Source organism: Microbacterium sp. Z11_20, from assembly GCF_057197605.1.
Map to the genome: position 1 here is coordinate 327,603 of NZ_JBXVOQ010000005.1, position 15,063 is coordinate 342,665.

Below are 15,063 nucleotides of genomic sequence, written 5' to 3' on the forward strand. Positions count from 1 at the left end.
GCCCGGATGCGTCACGCCGGGGGCGTGCGGATGCGTCACGCCGGGGCCGCCCGGATGCGTCAGCCCCGGGGCGTGCGGACACCTCAGCGCCGGGGGGAGCGCGGACAGGTCAGCGCCGGGCGGCAGCCTCGGGGGCCGCCCACGCGCTGCCCTGCTCGCGGTCGAGCGCCGTCGGCGCCCGGTTGCGCATGAAGAAGATGTACACCGTGAGGCTCACCGCGATCACCGCCGTGACGTAGACGATGAACCAGGTCACGTTCCCGCCGGCGAGGAACGCCTGGTAGATCGCCGGGGCCGTGCCGCCGAAGACGGAGTTGGCGAGCGCATAGCCGAGGCCGACGCCCAGTGCGCGCACCTGCGCGGGGAAGACCTCGGCCTTCACGATCGCGTTCACGGACGTATAGCCGGTGAGGATGATGTAGCCGACCGCCGTGAGGGCGAAGGCGGCCAGCGGCGACTGCGTCTGCGGCAGGAAGGTGATGAGCACCCACGTGTAGAGCACACCGCCGATGCCGAAGAAGACCAGCAGCGGCTTCCGCCCGACCCGGTCGCTGAGCATCCCGCCGAGGGGCTGCAGCAGCATGAGGAAGATCAGGCCGAACAGGTTCGTCCAGGTCGCCGCCATCGCGCCGTCTTCCCCGAACGCCGTCTTGACCATGGCGGGAGCGTTGACGCTGTACGTGTAGAACGCGATGGTGCCTCCCGCGGTGACGAGGAACACCCAGACCAGCGGCCGCCAGTACGTCGTGAGGAGGGTCTTCAGTGAACCCGCGTCGCGGTCGGCGCCGGCGCGTACGGCCTCGAGGTGCTCCTGGCTCAGCGACTCGTCCATCGTCCGCCGCATCCACAGCACCACCAAGGCTGCGATCCCGCCGACGAAGAATCCGATCCGCCAGCCCCAGTCTTCGACCGCCTCGACCGGCATGACCGAGAGCACGATGAGCAGGGTCAGCTGGGCCAGGACGTGACCGCCGACGAGCGTCACGTACTGGAACGAGGAGAAGAACCCGCGCCGGCGGGCGGTGGCCGCCTCCGACATGTACGTGGCGGACGTGCCGTACTCGCCGCCGGTCGCGAAGCCCTGGATCAGCCGGGCGACGATGAGGATGATGGCCGCCCATGCCCCGATGGCCTCCCTCGTCGGCATCACCGAGACGAAGAAGGAGCACGCCGACATCACCGTGATGCTGACGGTGAGTGCGGCCTTGCGGCCCCGGCGGTCTGCGAAACGGCCGAAGAACCACGATCCGATCGGACGCATGATGAACGTGACGGCGAAGATCGCGTAGATGTAGAACGTCGAGTTCCGGTCATCCTCGGCGAAGAACTGCGCCTCGAAGTAGGTCGCGAACACGGTGTAGACGTAGACGTCGTACCACTCGACGAGATTCCCGGCGGAACCTTTGATCGTGTTCAGGACAGCGCGCGCGGTGCTGACAGGGGCGCGCGTGGGTCCCGCCGCAGAAGAAGACACGGTCGTTGCCGGCTCAGTCGCTTCGCTCACGCGAGGAAGATTACGCCACCGCCGTCCCCGATGCCCAGGTTTGCGCGCGGCGACTTCCTCCGAAGTTGAGCGCTTCGGCGGCGCGGAAATCGAGGAGATCTCGCAGATGGAGGGTCGAGAAAGGGGAGGGGCTCCTCGATTTCCGTGATTCCCTCGAAAATCGTGGCGGCGAGGCGCTGTGGCGCAGCGCAGCCGAGGGAATCAGCCGACGCGGGCCGGGACGGCGAGGAGCTCGAGGGTCTGGATGCGGCCGGGTGCGATGTTCTTCGGCTCACCGTCGTAGGCGCCGGCGACGGGGGAGATCATGATCTCGTCCACGCCGTGGCGGTCGGCGAAGGCCGACAGCTCGGCGGTGACCTGCTCGCCGGTTCCGACGAACCACTTCGCGCGCGCGGCATCCATGAACGACCGTGCCAGGCCGTCCCACGGGTCGGCCTTGGCCTGCTCCACGGTCTCCAGCGGCACCAGGGGGCGGTTGGTGCGCAGCCGCGCCATCATGCGCAGCTGCGGCAGCGCGCGGTCTTCGGCCTCGTCGACCGTGGGCGCGACGACGGCGTTGGCGGTGAGGAAGGTGCGCGGCTCGGGCTGCTGCGCGCTGGGCTGGTACCCCGTGCGGTACAGGTCGAGCGCCCGCTCGAGCCCCTCACCGGAGAAGTGGTTCGCGAAGACGTAGGGGAGCCCCAACCGTGCGGCCAACTGCGCGGAGTAGTCGCTCGAGCCCAGGAGCCACACCTCGGGGGCATCGGTCGAGGCGGGGGTGGCATGCACCGTGTACTCGCCTCCGGAGGTGAAGCGCACGGTCGCGCCCTCGGGGGAGGTCAGCGCGATGATGTCGGCGATGTTCTCAGGGAACCGATCCACGTCGCTGGTGGTGCCCGAGCGGTGGAGCAGCCGCGTAATGACCGGGTCGGAGCCGGGAGCGCGTCCCAGGCCGAGGTCGATACGCCCGGGCGCGATCGCCTCGAGCGCGGCGAACTGCTCCGCCACGATCAGCGGCGAGTGGTTGGGCAGCATCACCCCTCCCGACCCGACGCGGATGCGCTCGGTGCGCGCGGCCGCCGCAGCGATCAGCACAGGTGGGGTCGTTGAGGCGACGGCGGGCATGTTGTGGTGCTCGGCGAACCAGTAGCGGCGATAGCCGAGGCGGTCGGCGTGCGCGGCGGTGTCGAGGGAGGATGCGATGGCCTGCGCGCTCGTCTGCCCGTGTTGGACGGGGACGAGGTCGAGGACGGAGAGTGCGGGAACGGGAGCGATCATTACTGATTGCAAACCGGCGCCGTCCCCTTCCTATTCCCCTCGAGTGGCGCGCGGAAGCCTCACGCGCCCCCCGCCCGCCCCGGCGCGGCACTGCGGTTTTGGAGGACATCCCGGAGATCGAGGAGCGGGATGCAGCAGCCGGTCCTCGATCGGCGGGATCCCCTCGATTTTCGTGGGAGCGCAGGCACCCTACGCGGGTGCACGAAGACCCGTCGACGACCCCTCACGCGGCCCGTGCTCGCGGGCCCCAGCACAGAGCAGACCCCTGCGCACCGGTGTTGACAACCCACCAGACCCGTTCGTACTGTGCAGCCGTTCGCAGGCATGCGGCTGACATCGGGCCCGGGTCTGTAAACGTCCACAGAACGTGGACATGCGCGGTGCTCCGCGCGAAGCATCAGAGAGGGGACGGCCCGATGACCGCCACACAGGAGCGCACGAGGAGAAGCAGCACGCGCTCCCAGCCACCGCCCGCCCCGCGCTCCCGCAAGACGCCGCACAAGGGCGCGATCGCCATCTTCACGGGACCCTTCGGCATCCTCTTCCTGCTCTTCTACCTGATCCCGATCGGCTACGCGGTCTGGCAGTCCCTCTTCGTCGTGCACCGTGAGGGCACATTCGGAGCTCCCCAGCAGGTGTTCGGTGGCCTCGCCCAGTACGTTCAGGTGTTCCAGAACGGGCCGTTCTGGGAGTCCATCGGCCGGGTGCTGCTCTTCGGCATGGTCCAGGTGCCCGTGATGCTGGGACTGGCGCTCCTGTTCGCCTTGCTTCTGGACTCGCCGGCGCTGAAGGGTAAGAAGTTCTTCCGGCTCGCCTTCTTCGCGCCGTACGCCGTGCCCGGGGTCATCGCGGCGATCATGTGGGGCTTTCTCTATTCTCCCAACCTCTCGCCCTTCACCGACGTGACGGGCGTGATCGATTTCCTCTCTCCCGAGCTGGTGCTGTGGTCGATCGCCAACGTCGTGACATGGGTCTTCGTCGGCTACAACATGCTCATCATCTACTCCGCGCTGCTGTCGATCCCCACGGAGATCTACGAAGCGGCACGCCTGGACGGTGCCGGACAGATTCGCATCGCGTGGTCGATGAAGATCCCGATGGTCGCCCCCGCGATCATCCTCACCGCCGTGTTCTCGATCATCGGCACCCTTCAGCTGCTGGCCGAGCCGCAGGTGTTCCGATCCTTCACCGCCGCCGTGTCGTCGACCTTCACGCCGAACATGACGATCTACGCCACGAGCGCGATTCCCAACACCAACCTCGCCGCGGCGTTTTCGGTGGTGCTCGCCCTGGCGACGTTCGCGCTCTCGTTCGCGTTCCTCAGGGGCACCCAGCGGAAGGCGAACCCATGAGCCTCCTCGCCCGGACCCGCGGCGCCACCGCGGACGAACCGACCCCCACGCGCGGCCCCCGGGAGAGCATCCTCTCCCGCTCGGCGGCGCTGATCGTCATGGCCGTCTTCACCCTGTACTTCCTGGTGCCGATCTGGTGGCTCTTCATCGCCTCCACCAAGGACCGCAGCGATCTGCTCACCACTCCGGCGCTGTGGTTCGCGGACTGGAACTTCTTCGAGAACGTCCGTGACCTCGTCTCCTACGGCGACGGCGTCTACCTGCGCTGGCTCGTCAACAGCCTCGGCTACGCAGGCCTCGGGGCCCTCTTGGCGACGATCATCGCGGGGATGTGCGGTTACGGCCTGGCGAAGTACCGCTTCCGGGGCCGCGAAGCCTTCTTCAACATCGTCCTCGGCGGTGTCCTGGTGCCCGCGACGGCTCTCGCCCTGCCCCTTTTCCTGCTGTTCAGCCAGGTCAACCTGACGAACACCTACTGGGCGGTGCTGCTGCCGAGCATCGTGAGCCCGTTCGGGGTGTACCTCAGTCGCATCTACGCCGCCTCGTCGGTGCCCTATGAGCTCATCGAAGCTGCCCGGATCGACGGCGCGGGGGAAGTCCGCGCGTTCTTCACCGTGTCGTCGCGCCTGATGATGCCCGCGCTGGTGACGGTGTTCCTCTTCCAGTTCGTCTCGATCTGGAACAACTTCTTCCTGCCGCTGGTCATGCTCCGCAGCGAGGAACTGTTCCCCGTGACGTTCGGCCTCTACTCCTGGAATACGCAGCTCAACCAGATCCCCGAGCTGCGCACCTATGTCCTCGTCGGTTCGTTCCTGTCGATCGTGCCCCTCATCATCGCGTTCCTCCTGCTCCAGCGCTTCTGGCGCAACGGTCTGGGCACCGGCTCCGTGAAATGACCCATGCTCCCGCGGTCACCCGCGCCATCCAGTGAGGAAGATCATGCAATACACGAAGAGGGCGGTCGCCACCGGAGTCGTAGTGCTCGCCGCGATCGGACTCGCCGGATGCGGGGGTGGAGCCGAGGGAGGGGCCGCCGCATCCTGCACCCCCTCCGAGGGGAATGTCACGCTCGACTTCACGTCGTGGATCCCCGGCGTGAAAGACGTCGTCGAGATCTGGAACGAACAGAACCCGGAGATCCAGGTCGACGTCCAGACCGGGCCGAACGGCAACTCCGGCACCTACCAGAGCTTCTTCAGTCAGATTGCGGCGGGAAACACTCCCGACCTCGGTCAGATCGAGTACGACGCACTGTCGAGCTTCCGGGTGCAGGACGGCCTGGAGAACCTTGCGCTGTGTGAAGACGTCGTGGATGCGGAGTCGGATTTCATCCCGTGGACATGGGGACAGGTCACGCTCGGTTCCACCGACGGGGTGTACGGCGTCCCGCAGGACTCCGGGCCTATGGCGCTCTTCTACCGTTCCGACCTCTTCGCGGAGCATGGCATCGAGGTCCCCACGACGTGGGCGGAGTACAAGGAAGCCGCCGTTCAGATCCGCGAAGCCGGTGGCTACATCACGAACTTCTCCACCGCCGACATCAACCAGTTCGCGGGATTCGTGTGGCAGGCCAACGGAAGCTGGTTCGCTGACGAGGGGGATGAGTGGCGGGTCGATCTGACCGGCGAGGAGTCGACCAAGGTCGCGGATTACTGGCAGGAGCTGCTCGACGAGGATCTCGTGGCCACGTATCCCGCGTGGACCGAGGAGTGGAACAACGCGTATAACTCCGGCCAGGTGTGGAGCTGGACCGCGGCCGTGTGGGGCGCCAACTCCATTGCGAGCGGCGCGCCCGACACAGCCGGTCTGTGGTCGGTCGCCCCGTCGCCGCAGTGGGAGGCCGGCGGCCAGAGCGCGGGTAACTGGGGCGGTTCCTCCGTCGCCGTGTTCAAGGGAAGCGAGCACCTTTACGAAGCCACGAAATTCGCGCTCTGGCTGAACACGTCGGAAGAGGCGCTCACCGCGCTGAACCAGTCGGCGAACATCTACCCGGCGACGACGGCCGGGCTGAGCCTGCCCTCCCTGCAAGAGGGCGTGGAGTTCTACGGCGGCCAGAAGATCTACGACGTGTTCGCCGCCGCCGCGGGGCAGGTGAACCCCGACTTCTTGTGGGGACCGACCATGACGCAGACCTACGCCGATGTGTCGGACGGATTCCAGAGGGCTGTCACGGGACGGGGCACCTTGCTCGAGGCGCTCAGCTCCGCCCAGAAGGCGACGATCGCTGCGCTGAAGGCGCAGGCGATCCCGGTCGCGGAATGACGGTCGCGCGGGGGATCAGCGGCCGGGCACGTACTTGACGGGAAGCCCCTGCTTGTCCTTCATCGCTCCCGCGATGACGAGGATGAGGTCGATGAGCCACCAGATGCCGAAGCCGCCGACGGTGATGAGCTTGAGGATGCCGGTGCCGATCTTGCCGAGGTAGAACCGGTCGATTCCGAGCTCGCCGAGGAAGATCGACAGGAGGAGGGTCGCCAGCCACGACTTCGGGCTCAACCCCGCGGGGACGACGCCGTAGGGCTGGGGGGCGGGGTACTGCGGCTGCGACATGGCGTTCTCCTCCGGTGGCCGTGTGTGTCCGAGCGTACGGACCGGGGCTCGGCATCGACAGGGGGCTACCCCGATTCCCGTCGACTCGCCACAACATGTCGTGTTTCGCACCCGAACCGCGCGTTATGTGGCGAGTCGACTGGCGGGGGTGGGGGGGGGGGGTTAGGGAGAACGGCTGACGGTGTCGTACGCGTCGAGGGCCCGTCGGCGGGTGACGGCGAGGTCGACGATCGGCTGCGGCGGGTCGTCCCCCAGATGCTCGGGCGCCCACCGGCGCACATACTCGCCGTGCGGGTCGAACTTCTCGCGCTGCCGTTCGGGATTGAAGATGCGGAAGTACGGGGCGGCGTCGGCTCCAGAACCGGCGATCCACTGCCAGTTGAAGGCGTTGGCGGCCGCATCCGCGTCTACGAGCGTGTCCCAGAACCACTCCTCGCCCCGCCGCCAGTCGATGAGGAGGTTCTTCACGAGGAAGGATGCTGTCACCATGCGCACGCGGTTGTGCATGTGTCCGGTGTGCCACAGCTCCCGCATCCCGGCGTCCACGAGCGCGACGCCGGTGCGCCCCCGCTGCCACGCCGACCGGTGGGCGCGCTCCAGCGGCGGCCACGGGAAGGCGTCGAACTCGGCGCGCCAGTTCTTCATCGCCAGTTCGGGGAAGTGGGAGAGCGTGTGCCACGCGAATTCGCGCCATCCGAGTTCGGAGAGGAAGCGGGACGCGGCATCGGGGTGAGCGCCGGCCTCGCGGTGCTGCACGGTCGCGTGCCACACCTGGTGCGGGCTCACCTCCCCCCACCGCAGCCTCGGCGACAGGAGAGAGGTCGCGTCGCGGGCCGGCTCGTCACGTGCGCGGTCGTAGTCGCCGAGGTCGTGCGCGAGGAAGTCGCGGAGCCGTGCGTGGGCCGTGGGCTCGCCCGGTCGCCACCGCTCTCGCAGGCCCCCCGCCCAGTCGGGGTCTGTCGGGAGGAGCGCCCAGGAGTCCAGGTCGTCGGAGGGCGCGGTGGTCGCCGAGGCGGGGATCCTCCCGGGCTCCGGAATCGGCAGCCGCGGGGCCGGCAGGTTCCGGCACGCGCGCCAGAACGGGGTGAACACGGCGTACGGGGTGCCCGACCCGGTGCGAACGGTCCACGGTTCGAACAGCAGCGAGCCGGAGAAGGATGCCGCCTCGATGCCGGCGTCGCGGAGCGCGGTCTTGATCCGCGCGTCGATATCGCGCTCGGCACCCCCGTAGCGGCGATTCCAGAACACGGCGCCGGCGCCGGTCTCGCCCACGAGCGCGGAGACGGCCTCGGCGGCATCGCCGCGGCGGAGGACGAGGCGGGATCCGCGCTCGCCGAGGCTCTCGGCGAGGGAGGCCAGTGATCCGTGCAGCCACCAGCGGGCCGCGCCCCCGAGCGGGCGGATACCGTCCGACTCCTCGAGCACATACAGCCCGATCACGCTCTCTCCACGCTCGATGGCCGCGGAGAGCGCGGGGTTGTCGGCCAGCCGCAGATCGTCGCGGAACCACACGATCGACGGGCTCGGCATCCCGCCACGGTACGCAGCACCGCGCGCGGGCGCCCGGGGTTGACGCCCCGGTCACCGACCCGTCCGGCGCGCGCGGAGCGCGGGTGGCCGCCGCGGCGGTTACCGAGAGGTGGTTACAGAGAAGAGGTGTCGTGCCCGCGCGGGACGGCGATCTGCAGGCCGCCCGGCACGATGCGGCAGAAGATCCGCGTCGCCTCGCCGAACTCGTCGCCGTCCAGCTCCACCGGCTGCGCGGGGTTCGTTGCCGTCTCGATCCCGTGGCCGCGGCGGAAGTGCACCGACGTACCGCGACCTCGTCGCTCCAGCACCCGACGGCCCGCGCGGAAGCGGCGGAGGAAGGAATTGTCCCACCAGATCTTGCGCCACACCCCGAGCCACCCGAACGCGCCGGCGGGCTGGATGACCGCAACATCGAGCAGCCCGTCGGCGATCGAGGCCTCGGGAATCAGGGCGATGCCGGCCGGCAGAGACCCGCAGTTGGCGAAGAGGATGCTCTGCACCCGGGCGGAGTGCAGGCGCTGGTCATCCAGCTGGTACACGATGCGGAACGGCTTGGCGGTCACGAGGGAGCGTGCCGCCCCGTCGACGTACGCGACCCACCCGACCGTCTTCTTCAGCTGCGGGTTGGTGTTGGCGATCATCGCCGCATCCAGCCCCATCCCGGCCATGACGACGAATCCGTGCTCCTCCGTCGAGCCGTCTTCGCGGCGGAGCCGCGCCACGCCCGCGTCGATGGCGATGACATCGCCCTCGAAGGTGGCGCGCACCATGGCGTCGGGATCGGTCAGGGGAAGATTGAGGTTCCGGGCGAGCAGGTTGCCGGTGCCGCTCGGAACGATCGTCAGCGGCACGCCGGTGTCGGTGAGCGCCTCGGAGACCGCGCGCACGGTGCCGTCGCCGCCGGCCACGAGGATCGCGTCGGCACCTTCCTCGAGTGCTGCCCGCGCCGCGTCGTCGCCGAGGTCGTCCACCGTGGTCTCGAAGAACAGGGGCTCCGCCCACTCGGCTTCTTCCGCCAGGCGTGACACGAGCGTGCGCAACTGATCGGGGTCGACCTTGGTCGGGTTGTAGACGAGGGCGGCCCGCTTACGGTCGGTGGGCGGAGCGTCCATCGTGGTCCGCTCGCCGTCGGCGGTGACCTGCACGGCCTCGCCGACCTCGCCGTCGGTCGTGTCCGGCTCCACGTCGTCGGGTTCGCGGATGACGTGATCCGGTGCTGCCGCTTCGTGCGCGGGCGGCGCATCGGTGTTCGCGCCCCGCGGACCGGGAGCATCCTCAGCTCCACCGGGCGCGGCGCCTGGATCGCCCGCATTGTCTTCGCGGTCGGCCTCGTCACGCAGCGAGTCGGCGTGGAACTCGGCGCGCTCGGCCGCGCCGGGCAAGCCCTCGCTTCCGGGCGCCTCGCTGTCGGGGGTCAGGTCGTCGGGCGCCGCGTCTTCGGATGCCGCGTCGCCGGCCGCCTCGCCGTCGGACGACGCGTCGTCGCCCGACGCGTCGCCGGGCTGAGGTCCGGCGGGGGCGTTCTCCCCGTCGTCGTGCTGCGCCTCGTCAGGCTCCGGTGACGCGCCGGCCGTGCCGTCGCTCTCGCGCGTTTCCGATTCGGCCGCCATGCTCCCACCCTAGGGCCGCTGTCACCTGTGCAAGGCCTCCTATCCGGGCGAGGACGGAAAAGCCCGGGCCTAAGATTGAACGGTGATCGATCTGACCCTGCTGCGAGAAGATCCCGATCGGGTCAAGGCCTCGCAGATCGCCCGGGGCGTGGCGCCGGACACCGTGGATGCGGCGCTCGCCGCCGATCGCGACCGCCGCGCCGCGATCACCGCGTTCGAAGAGCTGCGCGCGGAGCAGAACGCCCACGGCAAGCGCGTGGCGCAGGCGCCGAAGGACGAGAAGGCGGCCCTGGTCGCCGCGGCGAAAGACCTCAGCGAGCGCGTCAAGGCTGCCCAGCACGCCGTGACCGACGCGGAGGCGGCGGCCGATGGCGCCCTCGCCCGCATCGAGAACATCGTCGTGGACGGGGTTCCCGCCGGCGGCGAGGAGAATTTCGTCACGCTCCGCACGCACGGCGACGTCCCCGCCTTCGACTTCGAGCCGCTCGACCACCTCGCCCTCGGCGAGAAGCTCGGCGCGATCGACATGGAGCGGGGCACGAAGGTCTCCGGCAGCCGCTTCTACTTCCTCACCGGCATCGGCGCCCGCCTCGAGCTGGCGCTCATGAGCCTGGGGCTCGACCGGGCGATGGCCGCGGGGTTCACCCCCATCATCCCTCCGACGCTCGTGCGGCCAGAGGTGATGCGCGGCACCGGGTTCCTCGGCGAGCACGCCGACGAGGTCTACCACCTGGCCGAGGACGACCTCTATCTGGTCGGCACGAGCGAGGTTCCCCTCGCCGGCTACCACATGGACGAGATCCTCGACTTCGACCGCGGCCCCAAGCGCTACGCCGGCTGGTCCACGTGCTATCGGCGCGAGGCCGGGTCCTACGGCAAGGACACGCGCGGCATCATCCGTGTGCACCAGTTCAACAAGCTGGAGATGTTCGTCTACACCGAGCCCGACGCTGCCGAGACCGAGCACCTCCGCCTCGTCGAGCTGCAGGAAGGGATGCTGCAAGATCTGGGCCTGGCCTACCGCGTCATCGACGTCGCCGCCGGAGATCTGGGATCCAGCGCCGCGCGCAAGTACGACGTGGAGGCCTGGGTGCCCACGCAGCAGTCGTACCGCGAGCTCACGAGCACCTCCAACTGCACGACCTACCAGGCCCGGCGGCTGAACATCCGGAGCCGGTCCGAGGGCGGCAAGACGCAGCCCGTCGCGACCCTGAACGGCACGCTGGCCACCACGCGCTGGATCGTGGCGCTGCTCGAGACGCACCAGCGGGCGGACGGCTCGGTGCTGGTTCCCGAGGTGCTGCGCCCGTACCTGGGCGGGCTGGAAGTCATGGAGCCCGCCGCGTGACCCGCGGCGAGACGCCGCTGCCGGACGCCGGACACGTCGAGGTCGCTTCGTCGGAGGATGCCGCGGCCGTCGTCGAGGAGGTCGCCGATGACGGGTCGGCCGGGCGGCTTCTGATCGCGCTCGACGTGGACGGCACCCTCATCCTCGAGGACGAGAGCCCCAGTCCGGGCGTGGTGGAGGCCGTCGCGCACGCGCAGGAACGCGGCCACGAGGTCATGCTCGCGACCGGTCGCAGCTGGGACAGCACGCACCGCATCATGGAGCTGCTGGAGATACGGCCCGAGTACGCGGTGTGCTCCAACGGCGCCATCGTGATGGGCCGCCGTGACCTTCGGCGGGGCGCCATCGAGGACGCGTCGCCCCCCGAGACGAAGGTCACCGCCGCGGCGTACGAGCGCGTGCACGTGGAGACCTTCGATCCGCACGACGTGCTCACCCTCCTGCGCGAGCACCTCTTGGATGCGCGCTATCTGGTCGAGCTGCCCGACGGCACGCGGCTGTACACCGAGTACCTGGAGGACTGGAACCTGCGCGGGGCTGACCTCGTGTCGTTCGAGGAGCTGTCGCACCAGCCCGTCTGCCGTGTGGTCGTCGTCTCGCCCGGCCAGTCCGACACCGACTTCCTCGAGCTCGTCTCGAAGATCGGGCTCACCCAGGTGTCGTATGCCATCGGCTGGACGGCGTGGCTCGACATCGCGCCGCAGGGCGTGAACAAGTCGACCGGTCTGGAGCTGGTGCGCGGATGGCTCGGCATCGACCCGGCGAACGTGCTGGTGATGGGCGACGGGCGCAACGATCTCGAGATGTTCGATTGGGCGCTGCGCAACGGTGGCCGCGCCATCGCGATGGGGCAAGGACCGCAGGAGGTGCTCTCCGCAGCCGGCGAGGTCGGTCTCACCGTCACCGAGGGCGGCGTCGCGGCGATCCTGCGGGAACTCTGACGCGGAGGATGCGCTCGACCGCGCGATGCTGCGCGAGCGCGTCGGCGCTGGAGGCTGTCACGGGCGGAAGTGGCGCGCCCCCTCGGCTAGACTCGGCGCGGTCGACGGATGCCGCGAGGCGTCGTCGGGAGGGTTGTCCGAGCGGCCGATGGACCTGGTCTTGAAAACCAGTGGGCAGCAATGTCCCGTGGGTTCGAATCCCACACCCTCCGCCGAATCGTGGTCTGCGCACTCGGGCGTCACGACGCGTGGCCGATTGCAACCAACCAGTTTGTTTGCTACCGTCGCCGCATGAGAGCAGCTGGTGAAGCGACGCGTGTCCGTATCCTCGATGCGGCTCACGCAGAATTCGCGCAGTACGGCATAGCCGGGGCGCGCGTGGATCGGATCGCGGAGAACGCCCGCGCGAACAAGGCGCAGTTGTACGCGTACTTCGGGAGCAAGGAGGCCCTCTTCGATACCGTCTTCGACCGGGCACTGAACGCAATCGTGAACGCCGTGGCTCTCGACGCCACCGACCTTCCCGATTACGCCGTGCGCCTGTACGACGAGTACCTCGAGCGCCCGGAGCTGGTTCGGCTGGCGACGTGGTCGCGGCTGGAGCGGCGACCCACGGGCACTCTCACCCCGGGGCCGCTGCCGAGCGAGCCGGAGAAGATGGCCGACCTCGCCGCCGCCCAGCGTGCGGGCTACATCGACGAGAATCTCGACCCCGCCGACGTACACGCCACCGTGATCGCTCTCTCCCTCACGTGGGGGCCGGCCAGCACCACGTTTACAGCCAGCACGACCGACCCCGAGAACGCACACGACCGACGCCGGCAGGCCCTGCGGACACTCGTGGCGCGGGCGTACGCGCCCACGAATCCGCCCGCTGGAACCCACGCCTGAGGAGAAAGCATGTTGTCACCCGAAGTACTGCGCGCCCTCGCGATCACCCCCGCCTCCTCGACGGAGGATCGGCTCGCGGACATCACCACGTACGGCCGGCGCAGCGGAAAGCCGCACCGCATCGAGGTCTGGTTCTATCGCGCCTACGGGCGCATCTACCTCAGCACCACCCCGGCGAAGCGGGATTGGTACGCCAATCTCCTGGCCAACCCGCACTTCATCTTCCATCTCAAGATCGGCATCCGCGCCGACCTTCCCGCCGTCGCCACGCCGATCACCGATCCCGAGGAGCGGCGGCGCATCTTCCAGGTCTTCATCGATGATCTCAACCAGCCGAGCAATCCGGGTCACGTGCCGCAGCCGCAGTACGTCGAAGACTGGCTGGCGGGCAGCCCGCTCGCGGAGGTCACCTTCGACGACGCGTGAGAGCCGGGCGCTGATCGCCGAGCACAGCCTTCTTCAGCCCGTCCTCACCGGCTTTTCAGGTGGGCGACCATAAGATAGCGCCGCCCGCACGCCGGAAGGACACGAGTGAGCTCCATTAAGCCCGTTGAGCGCGGTCGCCGTACGGTGGCCCGCCACGGTCGCCTGACCTCGCCGCATCCTTTCGCCCAGATCATGCGCATCCTCGCGATCGGCCTCGCGGTCGTGCTGGTGGCTGGTGCGGGTGTGGCTGCCTACGTCGCGTACGACCTGACGTCCAGCTTCAACGCCGACGCCGTGGAGCTGGAGGGGCAAGGCCCGGTGCCGCCTGACATCGGCGAGATCGAGGGCGGCGTCAACCTGCTCATTGCCGGGACGGATGAGTGCGAGCCCGAGTTCGCGGGATACTTCGGGGCGCGCTGCACGGGCCCCGACGCCGAGGGCACTCTCAATGACGTCAACATGCTCGTGCACATCTCGGACAACCCGCGTCGGGTGACGGTGGTGTCCTTTCCCCGTGACCTGATGGTCCCGATCCCCGCGTGCACGGGCGAAGACGGCAGCCCGACGGCGGCGATGCGCAAGGAGCAGATCAACAACGCCTTCACGACCGGCGGGCTGGCGTGCGTCGTGAACACGGTGTCGGAGCTCAGCGGACAGGACATCCCCTTCGCGGCCAAGGTGAGCTTCGGCGGCGTCATCAACATCACCGACGCCGTCGGCGGCGTGGATGTCTGCATCGCCAACGGCATCCGCGACCGGTACACCGGCATCGACTGGCCCGCCGGAAACCGCAACATCCAGGGCATCGAGGCCCTCCAGTTCCTCCGCACCCGGCACGGCGTGGGTGACGGCGGCGACCTGGGGCGCATCAGCAACCAGCAGCAGTACATGTCCAAGCTCGCTCGCAAGCTCGTCAGCGAGGAGGTGCTCTCCAACCCCGGCACCCTCTACAAGCTGGCGTCTACCGCGCTGGAGAACGTCGACCCGTCGACGACCCTCACCAACCCCCTGACGCTCGTGCAGATCGCCCTCGCCGTGAAGAATGTGCCGTTCGAAGAGATCGTCTTCGTGCAGTACCCCACGAACCCTGACCCCGCCGACGAGAACCGTGTGGTGCCCGATATGGATGCCGCGGACGCGCTGTGGGCGGCCCTGGAAGCCAATCAGCCGCTGCAGCTGACGGGCGAGCTCGGCGGCGGCGTCATCGAGGCCGGCGCGCCGGAGGGGGAGACCCCGGTCGAGCCGGTTGAACCCACCGAGCCGACCGAGGGTGCTGCGCCGACCGAGGGTGCCACGGAGTCGCCGTCCCCGGAGGAGAGTCCCGTCGCGCTGCCGTCGAACATATCCGGCCAGACGGCCGCGCAGGACACCTGCTCCAACGGCAACCTGCGTTAGCCGCATCCGGCCGTTCGAGGAGGCGCGTCGCGCCCGTTAGTATTAGTGCGTGCGTCCGCCGTTTCGGCGCCGGATGCCTGGAGACGTCGCATAGTCAGGCCTAGTGCACCACCCTGCTAAGGTGGAGTCCCCTTACGGGGACCGAGGGTTCGAATCCCTCCGTCTCCGCAGAAAATCCCCCGGTCAAACGTTCGTTTCCTGCGCGTGGGATCCTTGCTTGCTGGCGTCTTACGGCCTCGGTGGGGGACACCTCCACTCC

The 15,063-nt window shown here is 68.9% G+C and carries 13 protein-coding genes and 2 tRNA genes; 10 read left to right on the forward strand and 5 right to left on the reverse strand.

All coding sequences use genetic code 11. The features are described 5' to 3' along the window. Positions 1–109 precede the first annotated feature (109 nt). Both AC2DFQ_RS13955 and AC2DFQ_RS13960 read right to left on the reverse strand, forming a co-directional pair. Positions 110–1,504 (reverse strand): MFS transporter, encoded by a 1,395-nt coding sequence (locus tag AC2DFQ_RS13955; protein WP_484507958.1) that lies wholly within the window; start codon positions 1,502–1,504, stop codon positions 110–112. Between the two features lie 201 nt (positions 1,505–1,705). Further along, entirely contained in the window at positions 1,706–2,761 is a 1,056-nt protein-coding gene (locus AC2DFQ_RS13960; protein ID WP_484534307.1) for an LLM class flavin-dependent oxidoreductase, read from the reverse strand. Between the two features lie 416 nt (positions 2,762–3,177). Between AC2DFQ_RS13960 and AC2DFQ_RS13965 the strand changes: the two genes are divergently transcribed. Genes AC2DFQ_RS13965 through AC2DFQ_RS13975 form a run of 3 tightly spaced genes read left to right on the forward strand, consistent with a single transcriptional unit; the run spans position 3,178 to position 6,375 of the window. Then, on the forward strand, positions 3,178–4,113 hold the full coding sequence (locus AC2DFQ_RS13965; RefSeq protein ID WP_484534308.1) for a carbohydrate ABC transporter permease: 936 nt from the start codon (positions 3,178–3,180) through the stop codon (positions 4,111–4,113). After that, positions 4,110–5,009, forward strand: coding sequence for a carbohydrate ABC transporter permease (locus AC2DFQ_RS13970; protein WP_484534309.1), 900 nt, complete (start codon positions 4,110–4,112; stop codon positions 5,007–5,009). Before AC2DFQ_RS13965 ends, AC2DFQ_RS13970 begins: the two co-directional genes overlap by 4 nt. A 43-nt stretch (positions 5,010–5,052) precedes the next feature. Then, on the forward strand, positions 5,053–6,375 hold the full coding sequence (locus AC2DFQ_RS13975; RefSeq protein ID WP_484534310.1) for a type 2 periplasmic-binding domain-containing protein: 1,323 nt from the start codon (positions 5,053–5,055) through the stop codon (positions 6,373–6,375). 15 nt (positions 6,376–6,390) lie between these two features. On the opposite strand, the gene AC2DFQ_RS13980 is transcribed toward AC2DFQ_RS13975, so the two are convergent. The 3 genes from AC2DFQ_RS13980 to AC2DFQ_RS13990 all read right to left on the reverse strand — a co-directional run bounded on the left by AC2DFQ_RS13980 (position 6,391) and on the right by AC2DFQ_RS13990 (position 9,803). Continuing rightward, positions 6,391–6,663: a TM2 domain-containing protein gene (locus AC2DFQ_RS13980; protein ID WP_484534311.1), complete on the reverse strand. Its 273-nt coding sequence runs from the start codon at positions 6,661–6,663 to the stop codon at positions 6,391–6,393. Positions 6,664–6,825: 162 nt separating this feature from the next. Next, a complete protein-coding gene (locus AC2DFQ_RS13985) occupies positions 6,826–8,193 on the reverse strand; it encodes a cryptochrome/photolyase family protein (protein WP_484534312.1) in 1,368 nt (455 codons plus the stop codon). Between the two features lie 113 nt (positions 8,194–8,306). Beyond that, the gene (locus tag AC2DFQ_RS13990) at positions 8,307–9,803 is read right to left on the reverse strand and encodes a diacylglycerol kinase family protein (protein ID WP_484534313.1); all 1,497 of its coding nucleotides are present in this window, start codon (positions 9,801–9,803) and stop codon (positions 8,307–8,309) included. Positions 9,804–9,885: 82 nt separating this feature from the next. On the opposite strand from AC2DFQ_RS13990, the gene serS reads away from it, so the two are divergent. The 7 genes from serS (at position 9,886) to AC2DFQ_RS14025 (ending at position 14,972) form a co-directional block, all read left to right on the forward strand. Next, positions 9,886–11,151: a serine--tRNA ligase gene (gene serS, locus AC2DFQ_RS13995; RefSeq protein ID WP_484534314.1), complete on the forward strand. Its 1,266-nt coding sequence runs from the start codon at positions 9,886–9,888 to the stop codon at positions 11,149–11,151. Beyond that, positions 11,148–12,092 carry an HAD family hydrolase gene (locus tag AC2DFQ_RS14000; protein WP_484534315.1) on the forward strand — a complete coding sequence of 315 codons (945 nt, stop codon included), beginning with the start codon at positions 11,148–11,150 and terminating at the stop codon, positions 12,090–12,092. Before serS ends, AC2DFQ_RS14000 begins: the two co-directional genes overlap by 4 nt. 127 nt (positions 12,093–12,219) lie before the next feature. After that, a tRNA-Ser gene (locus AC2DFQ_RS14005) sits at positions 12,220–12,304 on the forward strand. Positions 12,305–12,383: 79 nt separating this feature from the next. Next, positions 12,384–12,983 (forward strand): TetR/AcrR family transcriptional regulator, encoded by a 600-nt coding sequence (locus tag AC2DFQ_RS14010; RefSeq protein ID WP_484507968.1) that lies wholly within the window; start codon positions 12,384–12,386, stop codon positions 12,981–12,983. A gap of 9 nt (positions 12,984–12,992) precedes the next feature. Then, entirely contained in the window at positions 12,993–13,409 is a 417-nt protein-coding gene (locus AC2DFQ_RS14015; RefSeq protein WP_484507969.1) for a nitroreductase/quinone reductase family protein, read from the forward strand. A 105-nt stretch (positions 13,410–13,514) separates the two neighbouring features. After that, positions 13,515–14,804 carry an LCP family protein gene (locus AC2DFQ_RS14020; RefSeq protein WP_484534316.1) on the forward strand — a complete coding sequence of 430 codons (1,290 nt, stop codon included), beginning with the start codon at positions 13,515–13,517 and terminating at the stop codon, positions 14,802–14,804. Between the two features lie 79 nt (positions 14,805–14,883). Then, positions 14,884–14,972, forward strand: a tRNA-Ser gene (locus AC2DFQ_RS14025). Positions 14,973–15,063: the final 91 nt, after the last annotated feature.

Excerpts from the sequence above, each read along its gene's own strand:
- AC2DFQ_RS13960 (WP_484534307.1), bottom strand. The coding sequence starts at position 2,761 with ATGATCGCTCCCGTTCCCGCACTCTCCGTCCTCGACCTCGTCCCCGTC.
- AC2DFQ_RS13965 (WP_484534308.1), top strand. The coding sequence starts at position 3,178 with ATGACCGCCACACAGGAGCGCACGAGGAGAAGCAGCACGCGCTCCCAG.
- AC2DFQ_RS13970 (WP_484534309.1), top strand. The coding sequence starts at position 4,110 with ATGAGCCTCCTCGCCCGGACCCGCGGCGCCACCGCGGACGAACCGACC.
- AC2DFQ_RS13975 (WP_484534310.1), top strand. The coding sequence starts at position 5,053 with ATGCAATACACGAAGAGGGCGGTCGCCACCGGAGTCGTAGTGCTCGCC.
- AC2DFQ_RS13980 (WP_484534311.1), bottom strand. The coding sequence starts at position 6,663 with ATGTCGCAGCCGCAGTACCCCGCCCCCCAGCCCTACGGCGTCGTCCCC.
- AC2DFQ_RS13985 (WP_484534312.1), bottom strand. The coding sequence starts at position 8,193 with ATGCCGAGCCCGTCGATCGTGTGGTTCCGCGACGATCTGCGGCTGGCC.
- AC2DFQ_RS13990 (WP_484534313.1), bottom strand. The coding sequence starts at position 9,803 with ATGGCGGCCGAATCGGAAACGCGCGAGAGCGACGGCACGGCCGGCGCG.
- AC2DFQ_RS14010 (WP_484507968.1), top strand. The coding sequence starts at position 12,384 with ATGAGAGCAGCTGGTGAAGCGACGCGTGTCCGTATCCTCGATGCGGCT.
- AC2DFQ_RS14015 (WP_484507969.1), top strand. The coding sequence starts at position 12,993 with ATGTTGTCACCCGAAGTACTGCGCGCCCTCGCGATCACCCCCGCCTCC.